The sequence below is a fragment of the Schaalia naturae genome (assembly GCF_042665795.1).
Lineage (GTDB): Bacteria > Actinomycetota > Actinomycetes > Actinomycetales > Actinomycetaceae > Pauljensenia > Pauljensenia naturae.
The window spans coordinates 2,397,426-2,418,247 of the sequence record NZ_JBHTEF010000001.1; the positions used below are offsets into that span (position 1 = coordinate 2,397,426).

The following is a 20,822-nucleotide window of genomic DNA, read 5'->3' on the forward strand; positions in this document are numbered from 1 at the left end:
GCCGGCGTCTTCATGAGTGAAGTGGGAGACAGGCACCGATATGGGTGCGTCATGCCCCGGCAGGGCCCGGGGCCACTTCACCAGGAGGAACCGTGCACGTACCGCGCGACAGGGCGGGGAGGCGACTGCTGACCATCTCGGTCGGCGTCGCGCTCCTCGCGACGACAGCGGCGGGGGTGGGGCCGGCGAACGCCCAGACCCCGCCGGAACCCGCCACCACACGGGTCGCACCCGCGACCACCCCGGACGATGCGCCCGACAAGCTCACGGACGCCGTCCGCTCCGAGCTCACCTCCGACCAGGCCGCCGACTTCTGGGTCAAGATGGAGGACCGGGCGGACCTCTCTGCGGCCACCGGCATCGCGGACCGGACCGAACGCGGCCAGTACGTCGTCGAGTGGCGCGTCGACGAGACAGGAGCCTCCGAAGTCTGATCCACGGGTTTGACCGGCGCTGACATCACGGTGGCGAGCGTCGACACAGGCGTTCAGTACGACCATCGCGCGCTGGCCAACCAGCATCGCGGCGACAACAGCGTCTGGACCTTCCAGGAGATCACGGCGACCGTGTGGAAGATGCCCTTCCTCGGCGACGCGGACATGGTCCTCTCCGCCGTCAAGCGGCTGCGCCGCCGCGTCCTCGTCGTCACGACGGAGCTGAGGATCCTCTCCGTGAGGGGGATCGGGTTCCGCCTCACCCTCCTCGCCGCAGGAGAAACGCGGCGCGAGCACCCGCTCCCGCGCTCGGAGCCGGCGTGAGGCGCCCCCAGCCTCTCACCCGGAGGACGAGGCGGAGGCCGTGAGGGACTGGGAGAAGAACACGATGCCGTAGGGGAGCGCCGCACGGGCGTAGACCCAGGTGTGGCCGTAGTGGGGCAGGATCTGGGTCGCGACGTCGAAGCCGTCGGCGCGCAGGGGATCCGCGAGGGCCCGGGTGGCCAGGACGCCCTGATCGCCCTCGTCCCCGCCGGTGGAGAGGAAGACGTGGCGGCCGGCGCCGTCCAGCCCCGAGACATACCCGGCCACGGCGTGGGCGGCGCGTTGATCGGCGGTCGCCAGCATCGCGGTCCCCCCGTCGCCGGGATCCGTGTAGCCCGCGATCGACAGGACCGTGCCGAACGTGTCCGGGTGGCGAAGCCCCTGGTCGAGAGCGCAGAAACCTCCCGAGGAGAATCCGCCGACGGCCCGGTGGGAGGCGTCGGCGACGGTCGCATAGTGCGCGTCCACCCAGGGGACCACGACCGTGTTGAGGTAGGTCTCCACCTGGGAGCCGCCCGTCGTCGAGTCCAGGCATTCCGTGTCGCCGGCCGAGGGTCCCGTCCCGTTGACGTCCACGGACACGACGATCATGGGCTGGGCCGCCGCCTGATCGATGAGGACGTCCATCGTGTGCCCGGCGTCCCCGGCCGCGATCCAGTCCCCGGCCTGACCGGGCTCCCCGTGGACGAGGTAGACCACCGGGTAGCGAACCAAGCCCGCGGGGTCGTACCCCGGGGGCGTGTACACCCAGGTCAGCGCGTCGGAAGGCATCTTCAGGGACGCGGGCGCCGGCACGCTCGCCGAGGAGACCGCGCCCACGCCCTCACCTCCCGCCCCCGACTGCGCGGCCCCCGGGACCGCCGCGGCCGTCGTCGGCGGGGATCCGATGCCCCACGAGGACAGTGTCACCCTCAGCGCGTCCGTCGTCGGGATGTACCCGACGTAGGCGTTCGCCCCGATGGCGGCCGCCAGGATCGCGGCGGGCACGGCGACCATGGCGCCCGGCCACGCGCGCCGCCCCCGCCGGCGGCGCAGCGCCGCCCACACGACGGCCCCGGCGACGACGCCGAGCACCGCGGCGACCGTCCACCACGAGCTGATCCAGCCGCCGCCCCCGCCGAGCGCCCGGGCGACGTCGCGCGGCAACGTGACATCCGAGTCCGCGGCGGACGGCCCTCCCGCGACGCCCATCTCCACCTCCGCGTCCTCCCCCCGGCGCTCCGCGTCCGGGGATCCTCTCCGGTGCCGGCCCGCGCGGGCGGTGCAAGAATGCACAGTATGCCTTCCGGCGCGATTCTTCCCCCCGACGTGCGATCTCGCCACTGGACACCCAGCGCCGGCGCGGCGCGACCCAGTCGCTGGCCTCGCGCCTCATGCTCCTGGTGGCCATCCTCACCGTGGTCGCCGCCACCCATCCACGCATGCGGTGGATCGCCATCGACCTCTTCCCCGCGATCACGTCGCGCACCGCCCGGTCCGGGCTGCTGATCATGGCCACCGTCCTCGTCATCCTGGCGCGTGGCCTGCGCCGCGGCCATCACACCGCATGGCTGCTGTCCTCCGCGGCGCTGACCCTCAGCGTGATCCTGCACATCGTGCACGGATCGGAACCCCTCGTCGGCGTGCTGACCTGCGGCGTCGCCGTCTGGCTGGTCCTGAGGCGCGACGCCTTCCCGGTGCGCCTCACCCTGGCTCCGCGGCGGCGCCTGGTCGAGGGCCTGATCGCGGTCGCCGTCCTGATCGGAGGGCTGGGCCTCATCGCCCTCGTGCGCGACACCGCCTGGCACCACGTCCTCCACCAGGCCGACATCGTGCTGCTCGTCGTCTTCCTGCCGGCCGTCGCCTGGTCTCTGTTCTCGCCGACCCGCCCGCCGCACCTGTCGCGCTCGGAGCACCGGACCCGACGCGAACGCGCCCGAGACATCGTGGAGCGCTACGGCGCCGGGAGCCTGGACTGGTTCGCGCTGCGAGACGACAAGGACTGGTTCTTCAGCGGGTCCTCCGTCGTCGCCTACTCGGCGCGCGGAGGAGTCTGCCTGGTCTCCCCCGACCCCATCGGCCCGGAGGGGGAGCGCGAGGCCGTGTGGGCGGAGATGACGGCCTACGCCCGCGACCTGGGCACCTCTCTCTGCGTCGTCGGCGCCTCACGGGACTGGCTGCCGGTGTACGAGTCCACCGGTCTGCGCACCGTGTACCTGGGGGACGAGGCCGTCGTCGACTGCCGCACCTTCACCCTGGAGGGGCACGCGCACAAGGCGCTGCGTCAGGCGGTCAACCGCGTGACCCGCGGAGGGTGGACGACGACGCTCGCGGACCCCCTGGACCTCCCCCCGGACGCGCGCCGCGAGATCCTCGAGATGATCGGCCAGTCCCGCCGCGGCGACACGGAACGCGGCTACTCGATGACACTGTCGCGTCTCTTCGACCCCGAGGACCGGGGCCTGCTGATGTCCGTGACCCGCAGCCCGGAGGGCCGCATCGACGCCGTGTGCCAATGGGTCCCGGCGCGCGCCCTGCGCGGATGGTCCCTGGACCTCATGCGCCGTCGACTCGACGTCGACGATCTGCCCAACGGCCTCATGGACGCGACGATCGCGGCGACGATCCAGCAGGTGGCCGACCGAGGCGAGCACTCGCTCACGCTGAACTTCGCCGTCATGCGGGACGTGCTGGAGCCCGGAGGCCCCGGCTCCGCCCTCGAGGCCGCCATCCGCCCGATCCTCCAGAGCCTCTCGCGCGCCACCCAGATGGGCTCCCTCAGCCGATTCAACGACAAGTTCGACCCCTCGTGGATGCCGCGCTACGTCGTCCTCGACGCCGTCGAGTACGTCGCCGGCCAGGCGCTGGCGCTCGCCGACGCCGAGGGGCTCACCGAGCTCCCCGTCATCGGCCGCCTCCTCGGCCGCTCCGCCGCGGACTCCCCGCGGTGAACGCCGCGATCCTGGCCGCCGTGGGCGCGAGCGCCGGCTTCGGCACCGCGACCCTGCTGCAGAGCCTGGGTGCGCGGCGCTCCGCGGGCGGTCTTCGGGCCTTCCTCCATCCGCTGGTACTGGGCGGACTGGCACTGGACGGGGCGTCGTCGCTGCTGTCGCTGATCGCCCAGGCCCGCCTGCCGTTGTTCGTCGTCCAGACGATCATCGCGGCAGCCGTGGTGGTCGTCGTGTTGGCGGCCCCGGCAGTGCTCCACGCCGAGCGCCGGGCACGCGACGTGGGCGCGGCCTGCGTGACCGTGGCGTGCCTGGCGGTGCTGGCCGGCGCTTCGGGGCCCGAGCACCCCGCCCGCTCCGACGCCCTGCTGCCCGCCCTGCTCGCAGGGGCCGCGGCGCTGGCCGTCGTTTCGGCCGCCCTCTACCGGCGGGGGCCGGCCTGGTCGATGGCCGTGTGCAGCGGCCTGGGGTACGCGGGCGCCGCGGTCGGCGTGCGGGCCGCGAGGCTGACGGGGCCGCTGTGGTCCGTCGTCTGGCAGCCGGCGGCCGCCGTGATCGCGGTGTGCGGGGCGGTCGGGATCCTCGCCTACCTGCGGGCGCTCGAATCGGGGTCCGCCGGGATGGTGGCGGCGGCCGGATCCGTCATCGAGGTCGCCGTCCCCGGCCTGATCGGCGTCCTCGTGCTGGACGACCGCGCGCGCCCCGGCTGGGGGCCCGCCGCCGGGATCGCCTGCCTGGTGGCGCTGGCGGCGTGCGTGGTCCTGGCGTTCAGCCCGGCCGCGACCATGACGGATGTCATGGAGACGCCCGCGACACCCGGCCCTTCCGGCGCGGACCCCGGTGCCTGACGATGGAGCCATGAACGCGCTCCCCGCCCTGGAGATCCTCCACGTGACGAAGGTCTTCGGCTCGACCCGTGCCGTCGACGACGTCACCCTGTCCATCCCGGCCGGACAGGTCCTCGCCCTCCTGGGCCAGAACGGCGCCGGCAAGACGACCCTCATCGACATCGCGCTGGGCCTCCAGCATCCCGATCCCGCCGGAGGGGACGCGGACGGGGCCGCCGGGACCGCGCGCCTGTTCGGCATGGCGCCGCGCGAGGCGATCCGCCGGTCGCTGGTGGGCGTCGTCCACCAGACCGGCGCCCTGCTGCCGGACTACACGGTGGGTCAGACCCTGCGCGTCTTCCGAGGCATGCACGCCCGCCCCCTCCCCCTTGAGCAGGTCGTGGCCCAGGCCGACCTCGCCGACCTGGTCGGGCGCCGCGTCGGCAAGCTCTCCGGCGGCGAGCAGCAGCGGGTCCGCCTCGCCCTGGCGCTGCTGCCCGACCCGGCCCTGCTCATCCTCGACGAGCCCACCGCCGGCATGGACGCCCTGGCCCGGCGCACGTTCTGGCGCCTCATGCGCGCCCAGGCGGACGCCGGACGCACGATCGTCTTCGCCACCCATTATCTGGCGGAGGCCCAGGACTTCGCCGAGCGGACCGTCATCGTCAAGGACGGCCGCATCCTCACCGACGCCCCCACGGACGACATCCGCCACCTGGACACCTCGTGCTCCCTGCGCATCTCCGTCGACGAGGACGGCCCCGCCGCCCGGGGCCGCACCGACCTGGAACGCGATCTGCGCGCGCTGCCGGGAGCCGGGGACTGGCTCATCGAGTGGCCCCCGGGAGCCGTCACCATCCAGGGCTCCGGCCTGGACGACGCCGCGCGGCTGCTGCTGAGCGTGCCCGGCGCCCACGACCTGGAGATCGTGCCGTCCTCGCTGGAGGACGTCTTCGCCGAGCTCACCGCCTGAGAGGACCCCATCATGAGCGCCGCATCCGCCGCGTCCCCCGCCACACGCGCACCCGCCTCGCCCATGCGGGGAGCGGGCCGCCTCGCCTGGTACTCGTTCGCCAAGCTGGTGACGAACCCCTTCTCCCTGGCCTTCGCGATCGCCCTGCCCATCCTCATGTACCTGATGTTCGGCGCGAACCAGGACTACTCGGGCATCTGGGCGGGCCACGCGAACGTCGCGGCGACCGTCCTGGTCAACATGGCGCTCTACGGCGCCGTCATGACGACCTCGTCGGCCGGGGCGAACGTCTCCCTGGAACGCACCTCCGGCGTCACCCGCCTGTTCGCGCTGACCCCGCTGGGCCCCGCCGCCCAGATCGCGGCCCGCGTCCTGGCGGGCATCGGAGCCGCGGGCGTCGTCATCGGCGTCACCTACGCCTTCGGAGCCCTGACCGGATCGCGGATGGAGGGGCCGGCGTGGGCGATGTCGGCCCTGCTGTTGGTCGTGCTGGCGGTCCTGCCGACGGTCCTGGGCCTGGCCGCGGGATTCGCGGTGCGCTCCGACGGCGCGTTCGCGGCGACCTCGATCGTGACGGTGCTGTGCTCCTTCCTGTCGGGGATGTTCATCCCCCTGGAGCAGATGGGCTCCTTCTTCCAGTCGACGGCCCCGTGGACGCCCTTCCACGGGATCGTCCAGCTGGTCCAGCTGCCGCTCACCGGCTGGGACGGCTTCCGGTGGTCCTGGGTGGCCAACTACGCCGCGTGGACCCTCCTGTTCGCCGGGGTCGCGGTGTGGGGCCAGCGCCGCGACACGGGACGCTGACCGGCCGCCGCCGGGTAGGTTCGTGGCATGACGCGGTCACCGGAGGCGCCGGAGCGCGGAGGACCCACCTCCCTGGTGTGGGCCTCCCCGTTCATGGTGTTCTTCGTCTTCCCGGTCCTCGGCGCCGTCGAGTACGGGCTCGGCCATCCCCTGGGCGCGGCCCTCCTGGCCGCCACGATCGGCATGATCCTCGTGTACGCGGCGTCCTGGCTGATCAACCCCGTGGCGCCCGCGCGCCGCTCCGTGTCGCTCCCCTTCGCTCTCACCTCCGCCGCCCTCGCCGTCCTCCAGATCGCGATGGCCGTGGTCATCTGGGCGATGGGCTCCACGGGCGCCGCCTACATGGTGACGTTCATCGCCGCCGCGTGGGTGCTCCAGGCTCCCCGCCGCCTCATCTTGCCCGGGGCCTCGCTCACGCCGGCCCTCGCCCTCGCCGAATCACTGCTCACCCCCGGCAACGAAGTGATCTTCCCCCTGGTCGCCGTCGGCATGACAGCGCTCTTCTGCCTTCTCGTCCGTTCGGGCATCGCCCGGGAGGCGCGCGAGCGCCTGGACCACCGCCGCGCGCTTGCCCTGTCCCGCGAGGCCGAGCGCTCGCGCATCAGCTCCGACCTGCACGACATCCTCGGCCAGACCCTCACCGGGATCACCGTGAAGGCGGATCTGGCCGGACGCCTTCTCGACGCCGGACGCGCCGAGACCGCACGCACCCAGATCGATGAGCTCACCGAGCTCTCGCGCGAGGCGCTGGCCGATGTCCGCGCCGTGGTCGCCCGGACCCGCGCCATGCTCCCCGAGACCGAGGTCGAGGCCGCCCGCGACCTCCTCGACGCCGCCGGCGTGCGACTGGACGTCGCCCGGCCGGGAGAGCCTGCCCCGGGGGCGCCCTCGTCCCTGGTGGCCCACACCATCCGCGAGGGCGTCACGAACGCGCTCGCCCACGCGGAGCCCACCCGCATCGACATCGAGATCCGCGGCGACGGCGTGCGCGTGACGAACGACGGCTACTCGCCGAGGAAGGCGCAGACGACGGCGGGCGGCGGATCGGGGCTGGAGGGGCTGCGGGCGCGCGCCGCGCAGGACGGGCCGGGCACCGTGACGTGGGGGCCGGTCGCTGGACGGCGCTGGGCCCTGGAGCTGAGGCTCCGATGACCGTCGGCCCCCTGCGCGTCGTCGTCGCGGACGACCAGGCGATGGTCCGCGGAGCCCTGGCGGCCCTGCTCGACCTGGAGCCCGACATCGAGGTCGTGGCCCAGGCCGGCGACGGACGCGAGGCCGTCGAGGCCGTGGCGGCGGGACGGCCCGCCGCGGACGTCGTCCTCATGGATGTCGAGATGCCCGTCATGGACGGGATCACCGCGTGCGCGGCCGTGCGGGCGCGCTTCCCGGAGGTGCGTGTCCTCATGCTCACGACATTCGGGCGGCCCGGCTACGTCCAGCGGGCCCTCGACGCCGGCGCCATCGGGTTCGTCGTCAAGGACGCGCCCTCGGAGCAGCTGGCTGAGGCCGTCCGGCGCGTCTCCCGCGGCGAGCGCGTCATCGATCCGACGCTGGCGGTCGAGGCGCTCACCCATGGGGCATGCCCCCTCACCGACCGCGAGGTCGAGGTCCTGCGCCTGGTGGCCGAGGGCGGCACGATCGCGGACATCGCGGCGGGCATCGGACTGGGGCAGGGCACGGTGCGCAACCACATCAGCTCCGCGATGACGAAGACGGGGGCCCGCACCCGTGCGGAGGCCGTCCGCCTGGCCACGGACGCCGGGTGGCTGTGAGCCGCCGTCAGCGCGGAGGCTCCGCGGCCTCCCGAACGGCCAAGTCGAGATAGAGGGCGGCGGACCAGGAGAAGTTCGCCGCCGCCGCCGGGGGCCGGTTCCCGGTGCGGGGATCCATGTACTCGACGGGCCCGCCCGCCCGCTCGACGAGGTCGAGGGTGGCCCGCCTGAGGCGGCGCGCCCGCTGCGGATGCCCGCAGCGTTCGAGTCCCTCGGCCACCAGGTAGTTCGTGTTGATCCACACCGGGCCCCTCCACATGGTCTGAGGCTCGAAGTCCCTCTCGTCCCGTGAGACGGTGGCCAGCGGCCATGCGCCGGCGAAACGATGCTCGTCCTCGATGTCGGCGATGAGACCGCGCATCCTGTCGTCAGGAAGGCCCCCGGCGAAACAGGCGAGCAAGGACACGATGGTGCGTGGCAACGCGCCCGGCCCCCCGGCGTCCCGCGCCTCGAACATCTGCCGACGCGGATCCCAGAGCCCGTCCAGGGCTCGCCGGGTCGAGGCCGAACGGGCGCGACAGGACTCCCCGATCCGGCGCGCTCCGGGTACCGCGTCCCCGAGGTCATCCGCCCACCGGGCGAGTACCTCGTCCTGGACGACGAGGTAGGCAAGCAGATCGGGGGTGACCACCGGGAATGCCCCGTCGAAGATGGGGGAGTCGTCGAGGCCGGACGAGTAGGGGTGGGCATACTCGGGGACGCCGTCCCCATCGGAGTCCCCCACCCGGAACCACCAGTCCTGGTTGGCGGTCAGGACCGGGAACCACCGGGCCATCAGCCGGCGACGCCGATCCGCCGGCAGCGCCTCGAGCACGCGGTCGGCGGCCCACGCTCCCAGCGGAGGCTTCGTCAGGGGCACGACGCCGTGGTCGCCCGACCGCGACCCGGAGGCCTCCAACCGCTCCCGGTCGGCGGGAGGAAGGTCCCGGCTTGAGGCGAGCACGCCCCCGTCATGGACGACGTCCGGAAGCTGGCCGTCCTCGCACGCGCCGAATGCGGTCTCGAGCTGCTCGAGGGCGAGTTCGGGCGCTCCACTGCGCAGCCCGATCGCGATGAAGTAGGCGTCCCACTGCCACAGCGCCACATAGCCCATCTTCGAGGGGACGACCACCGTCCGCCGGCGCGGAGCGCCCTGCTCGGCGGCGCCCCCGGGAACCGCGATCTCCAGCGTGTTCGCACCCAGCACCCACCAGCACTGTCGCGCCATCTCCGTGCGTCCGCCGGCCACGGCGGGCAGGCGGTCCATCCACCGGCCGACGACCGAGTCCGCGGCCTCCACGAACTCGCTGTCACCCAGCTCGGAGCGTCTCGCACCCGCCCCGGAGAGCACCGTGCGCGCCGGGGCGGCGGCGACGCGCACATCGGGCGCCCCGTCGTCGGCAGACTCGACCCGGCAGCCCGGGCCAAGGACACGGACCTCCTCGCCGAGGATCGCGATCCTCACCGCGTCGACCTCGAGATGCCCCCCGAGAGCGCGGATCCGCCCGTCGGTGACGCAGTCGATGCGGGCCGCGACGCATTGGTCGATCGGGACCTCGTAGCGGACGTGGAGAATCTCGATGCGCCCCCGCGACCTGCGCACCACGAACCGCGACCCCGGCGCGGTGAACGGCACCCGCTCGAGATCCACGAAGGGAAGGGCGGTGGGCATCGTCATCTCCCTCCCAGCCCCGAGGTCGCCAGGCTGGAGATGATCTGGCGCTGCCCGATGACGAAGGCGATGAGCATGGGGATCGTCGACAGGCTGGTCGCCGCCATGATCAACCCGTAATTGACGCCGCCGAACTGGCCCTGGAACTGCGAGAGCAGAAGGGGAACCGTGAACAGTTCCGTGCGGTTGAGCAGGATCAGGGGCATCAGGAAATTGTTCCAGGCGTCGATGGCGATGATGATGCCGAGGGCTCCCAGTCCGGGGCGGATGAGCGGGAGGATGACCCGGAAGAAGGTGCGCGGGCGGGAGGCTCCGTCCAGCATGGCGGCCTCCTCGAGCTCGGCGGGGACCGACAGGATGAACTGGCGCGTGAGGAAGATCCCGAACGGGTTGACGAGCATCCCCGGGATGATGAGCGACAGGTGAGAGTCGACCCAGCCGAGCTTCGACATCAGGAGGTAGAAGGGGACGAGCGTCACCTGCTTGGGGATCATCTGGCATACGAGCACGACCGCGAAGAGCGCCTTGCTCCCGCGGAAGCGGATCCGCGCGAAGGCATAGCCCGCCATCGACGTCGTGAGGATGCCGCCCGCCACGATGAGGACCGTGATGTAGATCGAGTTGAGATACGCGCGCCCGAAGGGCAGCGCGGCCCAGGCGTCGGCGAAGTTGCTCGCGGTCCACGGCTCGGGCAGGAGGCTCAGCGGACGGGTGAGGAGCTGCGGCAGGGTCTTGAAGGAGGAGAGCACCATCCACACGAAGGGGGCGAACATCCCCACGGCCCCCACGAGCAGGATCAGGTGGAGCACCAGTCGGGAAGGGCACAGCCCCCGGCGTCGTGGCCGGAGCGCCGCCGGGGACGGCGCGGACTCAGTTCTCATAGTGGACGAACCTCTTCTCGAACCCGAATTGCACGAGCGTGATGACGGCGGAGAGCAGCAGGAGGACGATCGAGGCGGCCGAGGACAACCCGAGTTCCATCTTGCGGAACCCGAGATCGTAGATGTGGTAGACGATCGTCCTCGTCGCATTGTCGGGACCCGCGTTCTTGACGAGGACGAACACGAGGTCGAACGTCTGCAGCGACGAGATGAAGGCGATCACCGACTGGAAGAAGATCGTCGGGGAGAGCATGGGAAGGATGACGGAGAAGAAGGCGCGCACCTTCCCCGCCCCGTCGATCTCCGCCGCCTCGACGACGGAGGCGCTGATGTTCTGGAGCCCGGCCTGGAAGATCACCACGTTGAGCCCGAGCGAGGACCAGATCGTCACGGCGCACAGCGCGAGCAGCGCGAGGCGCGGGTCGTTGAGCCAGTCCGGGGCGGCGACGTGGAAGACCTTCGCGACGACGGTCGACAGCAGCCCGTCGGAGCGCAGCAGTTGCTGCCAGATCAGGGCGACCGCGACGGAGCTCGTCACCACCGGCGCGAAGAACATCACCATGTAGAGCGTCCGGCGCCGGAGCGCGTTGAGCATGACCGAGACGACGATGGCGAGGAACAACCCGACCGGGACCGTGACGAGGGCGATGAGCAGCGTGTTGAGCACGGCGCGCCCGAAGAGCGGATCGGTGAGCTGGGCGCGGAGATTGTCGAAGCCCACGAACTCCATCGGGCCGAGCCCGTTCCAGTCGTAGAAGGCCAGCACGAGGCTGAAGGCAAAGGGAAGGACCGTGAACAGGGCGATTCCGAGTCCCTGGGGGGCGAGGAAGAATGCCGCCCACCATCGGTCGCGGACCTTCCAGCGCGGTGTCCCGTTCGCCGGGAGTTCCGCCCGGCGTGATGCGGCGGCATCCATTCCTCGACCCGCCTCCTACTTCTCGACCTGTTCGGCGACGAGCTGGGCCGTCGCGTCGAGGGCGTCCTGCGCGCTCGTCGTGCCCTGGTAGAGGGGCAGCATGATGTCGGTGCTGATGGAATTCGAGAGGTCGGGCACCGCCGCCTCCGTCGGGAAGTTCGCGAAGCCCTTGTCCCGCATCGAGATCAGCGCCGCCACATTCGCGGGCTTCGCCGAGTCCGTGACGATCGAGTCGATCCCGCTGATCGAGGGCAGCGCATTCCCGGAGTCCTTCAACCGCAGGGTCTGACCGTCCTTGGAGAGGAACTCCTCGAAGAAGGTGTAGGCGGCATCCGCGTCCTTCGCCTCCTTGTTGATGGCGAGGAAGCTCGAGGCGACGCCGCCGGACCCCTCCGCCCCGTCCGGGGTCGGCCAGCCGACGACGTCGTAGTCGTCCATCGAGAGCCCTGCGCCTTCCACCGTCGACACGGTGTAGCGACCCTGGACGAGGAAGCCCAGCTTGTGCGTGACGAAGAGCGTGTCCGAGTCCGAACCCGAGGGGAGCTCGTCGGCGACGATCAGAGACCCGGACGCGAACTCGTCGGCCCACTTCTGCAGCGCGTCGACGCTCGTCTGGTCCTTGTCCGCGACGTACTGGCCGGAGTCGTCATAGACGGTTCCCCCCTGGCTCACCATGATCGAGTCGGTCGTCGACCAGTAGTTCCAGAAGGCCGCCCCGTCGAGGCCGGCGGCCTTGAGCTTGTCGACCATGTCGAAGAAGGCACCGGTGGTCCACTTGCCCTCCCGGGCGAGCTCAGCCGGGTCCTCCGTGATCCCCGCCGCCGCGAGGGCCGTCTTGTCGTACCAGAAGGCGTCCGGGTTGACGTCGTTGGGCAGGCCGTAGATCTGCCCGTCCCGGGAAGCCACGCGGTAGATGTCCTCGCTGAAGTCGTCGGACGAGATCGCCGAGTCAGCGGCCGAGAGCCTGTCGTTGAGGGGGGCGAGGACGTCGTTGTCGACCATCGCCGCGATGTTGTCGTCGCCGACATAGAACACGTCGGGGGCCGTATGCGAGGTCAGCTGCGTCGAGAGCTTCGACTGATAGTCCGAGTAGGACGACACGGGCTGGAAGTCGATCGTGATGTCGGGATGACGCGACTCGAACTCCGTGTTGAACTGCTGGAAGACGGCCAGCTCGTCGGGGGTTCCCCACGTTGACCAGGTGACCGTCGACGCGCCCGCGGATCCCGAGGCGTCTGCGTCGGAGCAGCCCGCCATGCCCGTGGCGGCGAGGAGGGAGGCGGCGGCGACCGCTCCCGCCTTGCAGGCCCGCTTTCTCATGATTGATCTCCTTTGATGAGGGATGTGACTGGGGGTGTTGCTGTGGGGTCCGTCGACGGCGCGGTCTCGGAGACGAGCATCGCGCCGACGATCAGGCTCCCGCCGACGATGAGTCGGACGGTCGGATGCTCGCCTCCGAGGAGGACGGCGAAGAGGGCCGCGAAGAGAGGCTCCGTGGTCATGACGATGGCTGCCGCAGTCGGGCTCATCCGAGCCTGCGCCCAGGTCTGGACGACGATCGCGGCGAGCCCGGCCACCAAGGCCATGTAGAGCATCTGCGCCCACTGGGCGGCCGTCTGAGGAGCCGCGACACCTCCCGGCAGGGCCGCCAGCGTGCACACGACGCCGACGGTGATGACCTGGATCGCGCCGAGCTCGAGCACATGCCCCCGAGGCGCCCAGTGCCCGAGGAGGACGATGTGGACGGCGTAGAGCAGGGAGCCGGCCAGGGTGACCGCCTCACCGACGCCGAGGTCGAGGCCGCGGAGGCTGAGCACCATCAGCCCGACGGTGGCCATGAGGATCGCGGCCCATCCTCTCCGGGAGACGCGGACCCGGAAGACCGCCAACAGCACGACGGGTGTGAGGACGACGTACATCCCGGTGATGAAGCCCGACACCGAGGCGTGGGTGTGCTGGAGGCCGACAGTCTGGAGCACCTGGGCGCCTGCGTACACGAGGCCGAGGACCGCCCCCCTGATCCAGACCGGGCGCGGGCACCGGAACAGGCTGCGCGCCCGGACCACCGCGATGACTGCGCCGGCGATGAGGAACCGCACCCCCAGGAAGTCGATGGGAGGGATGACGTCGACGATCTCCTTGATGAGGAAGAAGGTGGATCCCCACACGGCGGTCACGCAGACGAGCGCCAGCACGGCGCGGGGCTCGGTCCGCCGCATCATGCTCTCCCCTCCATCGCCGCCGGTTCCCCGCGTGCTCCGCGCTGCGCGGGTGGGACGAGGGGGGCGCCCTCGATGGTGATGCGCGCCTGGCACAGAACGGCGTCTCCGTCTCGGACCCGCCAGGCGTCGTCGAGGCCGACGCAGACGACCCGGGCGGCACCCAGACGGATCGGGCGCCCCACCCCCTCGAGGTGCTCGCAGTCATCCAGGTCGCAGTAGCGGCGGACGACCCGCAGATCCCTGCGCGGCGCGATCTCGATCGTCGCCTCTCCCCGCAGGACCATGAAGACCGTCTGGTACAGGCGGTGCGCGGTGAGATGCGGCTGCGACCACGTCCGCGCCCCTCCGGTGCGGAACGTGATCGTGTCGCCGCGGGAGCGCATGTGACCGGGGTCCGACGGAGCGACACCCGTGAGGACGTCGCCGAGCCCTGACCATTTCACGGACGGATTGAGCACGACGAGTTCCTCGGGATCGGCGAAGACGCACGTGGTCACGGCCGTCCTCCTTCCCGCGGAGACGCGCCCTCGTCCAGGACGAGGCGCAGGCTCATCCGGAACGCCTCGAGCCTCGTCCGGTAGGTCTCAGAGACCTCCGCGCCCCAGGAGTTCGAGCCCAGGCCGAGGACGGCCTGGTCGAGATTGACCGTGAAGGCCGCGGAGGCGGAGGGGAGCTCGTCCAGGTGCCGCGCGCGCTCGATCTGCTCCCCCGTCCACGTCCACGTCGACCAGACGCACGCGGGCTCGCTGACGATGAGCAGACCCGCTCCCGCGTCGTCCGTGTGGCGCACCCAGGACGTCGCGCAGCGAGCCCCATGGTCCTGGGGGACGAGGTACGGCGTCTGGAGCGAGGCGACGTCACTCCGATAGACCCCGCGAACGGCGGCGGCGCGGGAGTCCGGATAGTTCTCACCGGGCCCGAGTCCCAGGTAGCTCACGTTGCGGTATCGGCTCGGGATCTCCAGATCGAGGCCTCGGGCGGGCACGGTGCCCGTGTAGCCGCCGAAGGGGATCGCCGTCAGATCGAGCCGCGCGGCGCCCTCGTCGGAGATGACCCATCCGTAGTGGCACCGCAGCCCGTACGCCCGCCCAGGGGGGCCGACCACCACGTCCGCCTCCACGATGGCATCGGGGCCCTCCGAGCGCCATGTCACCGATCGGGCGTCCTCCCGGAAGAGGTCGAGGAGCGCGGGGCGCCACTCCTCCTCGGCGAGCCGAGCGTGATTGTCGATCGGCGGCTTCCACACTCGCACACGGGGGCCGCGCGCGATCACAGGCCTCCCCTCGATCGAGGCGCCGGCGAGGCGTCCGGTCACCGGGTCGAAGGTCCAGGTGCGTCCCCCGGCCGAGATCTCGACGCCGTCCCTCCCCCTCTCGACGACGGTGGGGGGCGTCCGCCGGCCGCGGGCGGCAACCGGGAGGGAAGCGGCCGGGGAGTCGCACTCCCCGCCCCGGGCGGCATCCGCGGAGAGGGGGTCGATCGCGAACTGGTATCGGCCGATGACGTCGCCCGGCGCCCACCAGAGCGTCCCCTGCTCGACGACGACCCTCACCGTGCGCTCGAGAGGCCCCGAAGCCCCCCGGCCTCCGGCGTCGCGCCATCCCTCCAGCGCGATCCGGGCGGTGGACCGGGGGGCCACGCCCCCGGCGTGGACGAGGCAGCGCCGTTGCGCCACGCCGTCACGGGAGTCGACGACCTCCAGCGCGAGGCCCGACAGCGTGGAGTCGTAACGCCGGTTCGTGACGACGAGAGAGCCGTCATGCCCGTCGCCCACGCGGACGGGGCAGATCACCTGGCCGTACTCGACGAGGCCCGGGCTCGGCTCCAGCCAGGGCAGGACGAGGCCGTCGACGCAGAAACTGCCGTTGTTCGGCCGGTCGCCGAAGTCGCCGCCGTAGAGGAACTCCGCCGAACCGTCCGTCCGGACGGCCCTCACCGCCTGGTCGCACCATTCCCACACGAAGTGCCCCTGGATGCCGTCATAGCGGTCGAACACCGCCTGGTAGTCGGCCAGCCCTCCGGGCCCGTTGCCCATCGCATGGGCGTACTCGACGACGAAACGCGGTTTCGGATGGGGGTGGCTCCCCAGGTCGTCCATCTGGGACACCCGGGAGTACATCGTCGAGACGATGTCCACGGTGCCCGCATCCCGGTCCTCCTCGTAGAGGACGGGACGACGGGGGTCGAGCTCCTTGCAGTGCTCGTACATCGCGCGGAAGTTCCGCCCCCATCCCGACTCGTTGCCCAGCGACCACACCAGGACGCTCGGGTGGTTGCGGATCTGGCGGACATGGCGGTCGATCCGGTCGACGTAGGCGGCGGTCCAGCCGGGATCATCCGACAGCGCCGCGATGTCGCCCACCAACGCCATGCCGTGCGTCTCGAGGTCGGTCTCGGCGACGACCATGATCCCCAGCTCGTCGCACAGGTCGTAGAAGCGCGGGTCGTTCGGGTAATGGGAGGTGCGCACCGCGTTGATGTTGAAGTGCTTCATGAGGAGCAGGTCCTCACGCACCCGTTCGAGGGGCACCGCCCTTCCACGATCCGGGTCGAAGTCGTGCCTGTTGACGCCGTGCAGCTCGATGTAGCGGCGGTTCAGCAGCAGCACTCCGTCCTCGATCCGCACGTCCCGGAACCCGACCCGCACGGGCACGATCTCCGTCGTCCCTCCCGTCGCGTCATGGACCTCCAGCACGAGCCGGTGGAGGACCGGATGCTCGGGGTGCCACCAGGCCACGTCGTCCAGCCGTCGGCGCAGACGCACCGAGCCGTCGACCGCGGGCTCCGACCCGGAGGCGATGACGGATCCCGAGGGCTCCTCCACCCGCCAGGCGAGGTCCGCCTCCGCGCGTGACAGGCGCACGGAGCACTCCAGCACCGCTGCGCCCCTGTCATCCATGGAGGTGTCGACGACGACGTCCTCCACGTGCAGCTCCGGGCGCGTGAAGCTGTAGACGTCGCGGATGATGCCGCCGCTCCACCACATGTCCTGGTCCTCCAGGTAGGTGGAGTCCGCATATTGGAGGACCTCGACCGCGATGAGGTTCCCTCCCGGGACAGCGGCGTCCGTGATGTCGAACTCCGCGGGGATCCTGGAGCCCTTCGAGGAGCCGATCCGCACTCCGTTCACCCAGACCTCGAAGTAGGTCTCGACGCCGTCGAAGCGGAGGATCCGCCGATCTCCGGGCGCCAGGGCGTCGAAGTCGACCTCGCGGCGGTACACGGCGGTCGGATTCAGAGCCGGCACATGCGGGGGATCGACCAGGAAAGGGTAGGACTCGTCGGTGTACTGCCACTGTCCGAAGCCGTCGGCCTGCCAGACGTGGGGAACGGCCACCTGCTCCCACCTCCGCTCCGGGGCGAGGGGACCGAGGAGATCCGGGGAGACACGCGAGGGCGAGTCGAAGAGCGCGAAGTCCCAGGTGCCGCTGAGCGGGACGAAGCCCCGTCCGTCCTCGCGCCGCCCGAGCGCGGCGGAGGCCCGGTCCCCGAACGCCGTGAGGTCGGCGTGGGCGCGAAGCCTGTTCTCCCCCGTCAGACCGGGTGTCTCCCACTCATGTGTCAACGTGTGCTCCCCCGTCGGCGTCAGCGGCAGACCGTCCTGCCGCACACAGTTTTGAAACCGGTTTCAGATGGAAGATAGCACTAGCCTGTCTGACATGACAAGGACACCGTCACGACGACCTGAACGCGGACGGAGGTTTGTGGGCGGCTCGGGAAAAGTGACGATCAAGGACGTCGCGAACCTGGCTGGCGTGTCACGAGCCACCGTTTCGCGCGTCTTGAACGGCACCGCCGGCGTCAGCCCCGACAAGGCCGCAGCCGTCAGGTCGGCCGTCGAGTCGACGGGTTTCCTGGTCTCCAAGTCGGCGCGCCAGCTCGCCACCGGCCGGACGGACTCCCTCGCCGTCATCCTCACGGAGCCCATCGACGAGCTCCTCATCGATCCCACCTATGCCACGGTCCTCAAGGGGATCATGGACGGCCTGGCCGACACCCCCCTGACCCCCAGCCTCTACATGATGGCAACGGACCAGGAGCGCGAGAAGAGCCTCCGCCTGTTCCGCAGGGGAGCGGTCGACGCCATCGTCCACCTTTCTCCCTACACGCACGACAGCCTCCTCGACGACCTCGCTGAGATCGGCATCCCGACGGTCCTCTGCGGCCAGGCCGGTTCCCGCGACGACCGCCCCTCGGCATTCTCCCGCGTCTACTCCGACGACGTCGAGGGCGCCAGGCGGGCTGCCCGCCATCTCGCGGGACGCGGCGCGAACCGCGTCTGCGCGCTCATGGGTCCCGCGGACAACCCGGCCACCGCCGACCGGCTGACCGGGCTGCGCGACGTCCTGGGCACCCGCCTCCGGGAGCGCCCCGGATTCGGGAACTGGGAGGAGGAGTCCGGTTTCCGCATGGCGGACGACCTGGTCCGCTCGGGCCTCTCCTTCGACGCGTTGGCCTGCGGCAACGACCGTATCGCCGTCGGCGCGATCCGGCGCCTCCAGGTCGGCGGCCTCCGGGTCCCCGACGATGTCCTCATCATCGGATTCGACGACCATCCCATCGCGGCCGCCGCCAAGCCCTCCATCACTTCCGTCCATCAGCCGTTCCACCTGCAAGGACGTCGATCCGTCGAGATCGCCGAGGCGATGCTCGCCGGCGAGCCGCCCGTCGTCGAGGTCCTCGGGACCGAGGTCGTGGCCAGGGAGAGCACGGGCGACGCCGTGCTCAGGACTCCGGGAGATCCTGGTCCGGGCATCCGCTGAGGACGCGGGCCATCGCGTCGCGCTCCGCGAGGGTCACCGAGAGCCCCCATTTCGTCTTGACCGCCACCTGGCGGGCGACGTAGGGGCATCGGAAGCTCTTCTCGGGAGGCAGCCACTGGTCGGCCCGGCCGGCCTCCTTGTCCTGGTTCGCCTCCCCGTCCACGGCGAGCAGATTGAGCGGATCGTTGGCCAGCTCCTGGCGCCGCCCCGCCTCCCATTCCCAGGCGCCAGCGCGCCACGCGTCCGCCAGCGCCACGACGTGGTCGATCTGGACCTCCGCCGAGGTGCCCTCCCCCCGACGGAATTCGATGACGGCGCCTGTGTAGGGCTCGGCCAGCGTGCCCGAGAGGACGACGCAGCCGTGCGTCCCCGGCTTGAGGACCGGCCGCGCGAGGTCGCGCGCGAGGATGTCGTTGCGCGTGTCGCACCCGTTGCGGTCGGTGTCCGCCCACGCCTGCCCGAAGGAGGAGCGCTGGTAGCCGGGGGTCTCGTCCGCGTCGCGCACCGGCAGCGCCCGCAGCGCCTCCGCCACGTCGGCGTCCCCCAGCGCGACGAGGGCGTCGCCGCCGGACGGCGCCGGCCACCCCCATCGCTGCTGGAGCCGCAGCAGGTCGGGCCCCGCCCCCGGTGCGAACGCCCAGGCCAGGATCGCCGCCGCGACCACGACGGCCAGCGTGTCCCCGACGGACCACCGTCTGCTGCGACCGCTCATCGCCATCCCCCCCTCGCGACCATCCTCCGACGGGGCGTGGGCACCTGGTCGGCCCATCCACAGGTCCAGACGGCCGACAGGCCGATCACCGGCTCCCAGGTCATGGCCAGCTCGCGGTTCCCGCCGGATCCGCGCAGAAACGCCCACCCAGCCATGACCTCGGAGCACATCCGCCGAGAGCAATTCGCGATTAGCGGGTCGTGAGCGCCACCTGCTGGCGCACGACGTAGATCACGACGATGACGCCTGTGAGGGCGAGCATGGAGACCAGCTGGGGGCGGGCCACGGGGCTCCACGCCATCAGCACGCCCATCCCGGCCAGGGCGACCAGCGCGATCCGCCCGCCGGCCTTCCCGCCCGGCATCCGGATGACCAGGGCGTGCGAACGGTCCAGGGACTCGTGCAGCCTGAGCTGCGAGACGATGATGAACACCCACACGATGAGCAGCGTCATGCCGATCGCGTTGATGAGCAGGCCCAGCAGGGTCTCCGGCAGCAGCCAGTTGAGCGCCACCGACACGAGCGCCAGCACGATCGACACCCACACGGCGCGCCGGGGGGTGCGCCCACGGGCGATGTCGCCCGTGGCCGTCTCCTCGCGCACCGCGGCGGCCAGCGAGGGGCGGGCGCCGTCCTCGTCGCCCGAGGGGCGGACGGGAGGGGCGGAGGGCGCCGCGTCCCCGCCGAGCAGCCACCTCACACCCATCCCGCGCGCGGACAGGGAGTATGCCATCCGCGAGGACGCGTAGATGTTCGCGGAGAAGGCGCTGACCAGCGCCACCAGGACGACGGCCTCCATGATGCGCGCGACGGCGGGCACCCCCGCCATCCCCAGGATCGACCCGAAGGGGTTCGTCTCCATCTCCTCGGAGTCCCAGGGCAGCAGGCACACCATGAGGACGACCGAGCCGACGTAGAACACGAGGATCCGCCAGATCACCGAGCGGATGGCCCGCCCCATCGCGCGCTGGGCATCCTCGGCCTCCGCGGAGGCGATGGTGACGATCTCCAGGCCGCCGAAGGAGGTGATGATGGCCAGCAGCCCCGCCGCCACGCCCGCCAGGCCCCGCGGCGCGAACCCGCCGTGGCCGAGCAGCGTCTGGCCGACCGCCTCCTCACGGCCGGGGATCAGCCCCACGACCAGGCCGACGCCGACCAGGAGGAACATGACGATGGCCGCGACCTTGATGCCGGCCAGCCAGGCCTCCACCTCCCCGAAGTCGCCTGCGGCCAGCAGGTTCACCCCGCCCAGGATGACGACGATGACCAGGGCGACCGTCCACTGGGGAACCTCGGGGAACCACCCGGTGACGATCTCGGCGGCGCCCGTGGACTCCATGCCAAGCACCATGATCAGGGTGAACCAGTAGAGCCACCCGACCGTGAACCCGGCCCACCGCCCGATCCCGGACTCCGCGTAGGTCGAGAAGGAGCCGCTCGAGGGCATCGCGGAGGCCAGTTCCGCCAGGGCGTACATCACGACGACGGCGATGCCGGCCGCGATCGCGTAGGACACCAGGACCGCCGGCCCCGCCTGGGCGACCGCCTGCCCGGTCCCCAGGAAGAACCCGGCCCCGATCGCCGAGCCCAGCGCCATCATCGACAGGTGCCGCGTC

General features: G+C 71.4%; 19 protein-coding genes. 9 read left to right on the forward strand and 10 right to left on the reverse strand.

Annotated elements, in window-relative coordinates:
• Positions 1-92: 92 nt before the first annotated feature.
• Both ACFQWG_RS10620 and ACFQWG_RS10625 read left to right on the forward strand, forming a co-directional pair.
• Positions 93-434 (forward strand): hypothetical protein, encoded by a 342-nt coding sequence (locus tag ACFQWG_RS10620; RefSeq protein WP_380975129.1) that lies wholly within the window; start codon positions 93-95, stop codon positions 432-434.
• Positions 435-443: 9 nt separating this feature from the next.
• The gene (locus ACFQWG_RS10625; RefSeq protein ID WP_380975131.1) at positions 444-758 is read left to right on the forward strand and encodes a winged helix-turn-helix domain-containing protein; all 315 of its coding nucleotides are present in this window, start codon (positions 444-446) and stop codon (positions 756-758) included.
• Between the two features lie 15 nt (positions 759-773).
• Here ACFQWG_RS10625 and ACFQWG_RS10630 read toward each other — a convergent pair whose 3' ends face one another.
• Entirely contained in the window at positions 774-1,949 is a 1,176-nt protein-coding gene (locus ACFQWG_RS10630) for an alpha/beta hydrolase (protein ID WP_380976311.1), read from the reverse strand.
• A gap of 191 nt (positions 1,950-2,140) precedes the next feature.
• On the opposite strand from ACFQWG_RS10630, the gene ACFQWG_RS10635 reads away from it, so the two are divergent.
• Genes ACFQWG_RS10635 through ACFQWG_RS10660 form a run of 6 tightly spaced genes read left to right on the forward strand, consistent with a single transcriptional unit; the run spans position 2,141 to position 8,061 of the window.
• Complete coding sequence (locus ACFQWG_RS10635) at positions 2,141-3,688, forward strand: bifunctional lysylphosphatidylglycerol flippase/synthetase MprF (RefSeq protein WP_380975133.1); 1,548 nt, start codon at positions 2,141-2,143, stop codon at positions 3,686-3,688.
• A complete protein-coding gene (locus ACFQWG_RS10640) occupies positions 3,685-4,533 on the forward strand; it encodes a hypothetical protein (protein ID WP_380975135.1) in 849 nt (282 codons plus the stop codon). The genes ACFQWG_RS10635 and ACFQWG_RS10640 overlap by 4 nt, the downstream gene beginning before the upstream one ends.
• A gap of 10 nt (positions 4,534-4,543) precedes the next feature.
• Entirely contained in the window at positions 4,544-5,485 is a 942-nt protein-coding gene (locus tag ACFQWG_RS10645) for an ABC transporter ATP-binding protein (RefSeq protein ID WP_380975137.1), read from the forward strand.
• Between the two features lie 12 nt (positions 5,486-5,497).
• Positions 5,498-6,289, forward strand: a complete 792-nt coding sequence (locus tag ACFQWG_RS10650) for an ABC transporter permease (protein WP_380975139.1) — start codon at positions 5,498-5,500, stop codon at positions 6,287-6,289.
• Positions 6,290-6,316: 27 nt separating this feature from the next.
• Entirely contained in the window at positions 6,317-7,441 is a 1,125-nt protein-coding gene (locus ACFQWG_RS10655; RefSeq protein ID WP_380975141.1) for a sensor histidine kinase, read from the forward strand.
• Positions 7,438-8,061, forward strand: coding sequence for a response regulator transcription factor (locus ACFQWG_RS10660; RefSeq protein ID WP_380975143.1), 624 nt, complete (start codon positions 7,438-7,440; stop codon positions 8,059-8,061). The genes ACFQWG_RS10655 and ACFQWG_RS10660 overlap by 4 nt, the downstream gene beginning before the upstream one ends.
• 7 nt (positions 8,062-8,068) lie before the next feature.
• Here the strand turns inward: ACFQWG_RS10660 and ACFQWG_RS10665 are convergent, their stop codons facing one another.
• The 7 genes from ACFQWG_RS10665 to ACFQWG_RS10695 are packed head-to-tail and all read right to left on the reverse strand — an operon-like array spanning position 8,069 to position 17,296.
• Positions 8,069-9,712 carry an amylo-alpha-1,6-glucosidase gene (locus ACFQWG_RS10665; RefSeq protein WP_380975144.1) on the reverse strand — a complete coding sequence of 548 codons (1,644 nt, stop codon included), beginning with the start codon at positions 9,710-9,712 and terminating at the stop codon, positions 8,069-8,071.
• Between the two features lie 2 nt (positions 9,713-9,714).
• Positions 9,715-10,593: a carbohydrate ABC transporter permease gene (locus ACFQWG_RS10670; protein WP_380975146.1), complete on the reverse strand. Its 879-nt coding sequence runs from the start codon at positions 10,591-10,593 to the stop codon at positions 9,715-9,717.
• Positions 10,583-11,509, reverse strand: coding sequence for a carbohydrate ABC transporter permease (locus ACFQWG_RS10675; RefSeq protein ID WP_380975148.1), 927 nt, complete (start codon positions 11,507-11,509; stop codon positions 10,583-10,585). Before ACFQWG_RS10675 ends, ACFQWG_RS10670 begins: the two co-directional genes overlap by 11 nt.
• 15 nt (positions 11,510-11,524) lie before the next feature.
• The gene (locus tag ACFQWG_RS10680) at positions 11,525-12,829 is read right to left on the reverse strand and encodes an ABC transporter substrate-binding protein (protein WP_380975150.1); all 1,305 of its coding nucleotides are present in this window, start codon (positions 12,827-12,829) and stop codon (positions 11,525-11,527) included.
• Positions 12,826-13,731, reverse strand: coding sequence for a DMT family transporter (locus tag ACFQWG_RS10685; RefSeq protein ID WP_380975152.1), 906 nt, complete (start codon positions 13,729-13,731; stop codon positions 12,826-12,828). Before ACFQWG_RS10685 ends, ACFQWG_RS10680 begins: the two co-directional genes overlap by 4 nt.
• Positions 13,728-14,228, reverse strand: coding sequence for a hypothetical protein (locus ACFQWG_RS10690; protein ID WP_380975154.1), 501 nt, complete (start codon positions 14,226-14,228; stop codon positions 13,728-13,730). Before ACFQWG_RS10690 ends, ACFQWG_RS10685 begins: the two co-directional genes overlap by 4 nt.
• Complete coding sequence (locus ACFQWG_RS10695) at positions 14,225-17,296, reverse strand: glycoside hydrolase family 2 TIM barrel-domain containing protein (protein ID WP_380975156.1); 3,072 nt, start codon at positions 17,294-17,296, stop codon at positions 14,225-14,227. The genes ACFQWG_RS10690 and ACFQWG_RS10695 overlap by 4 nt, the downstream gene beginning before the upstream one ends.
• Before the next feature lie 157 nt (positions 17,297-17,453).
• Here ACFQWG_RS10695 and ACFQWG_RS10700 point away from each other — a divergent pair, with 157 nt between their 5' ends.
• Positions 17,454-18,494, forward strand: a complete 1,041-nt coding sequence (locus tag ACFQWG_RS10700) for a LacI family DNA-binding transcriptional regulator (protein ID WP_380975158.1) — start codon at positions 17,454-17,456, stop codon at positions 18,492-18,494.
• Here the strand turns inward: ACFQWG_RS10700 and ACFQWG_RS10705 are convergent.
• Together ACFQWG_RS10705 and ACFQWG_RS10710 are read right to left on the reverse strand one after the other, a co-directional pair.
• A complete protein-coding gene (locus ACFQWG_RS10705) occupies positions 18,457-19,206 on the reverse strand; it encodes an HNH endonuclease family protein (RefSeq protein WP_380975160.1) in 750 nt (249 codons plus the stop codon). The genes ACFQWG_RS10700 and ACFQWG_RS10705 overlap by 38 nt on opposite strands.
• Positions 19,207-19,396: 190 nt before the next feature.
• Entirely contained in the window at positions 19,397-20,806 is a 1,410-nt protein-coding gene (locus ACFQWG_RS10710; protein WP_380976313.1) for an amino acid permease, read from the reverse strand.
• Between the last annotated feature and the right edge of the window lie 16 nt (positions 20,807-20,822).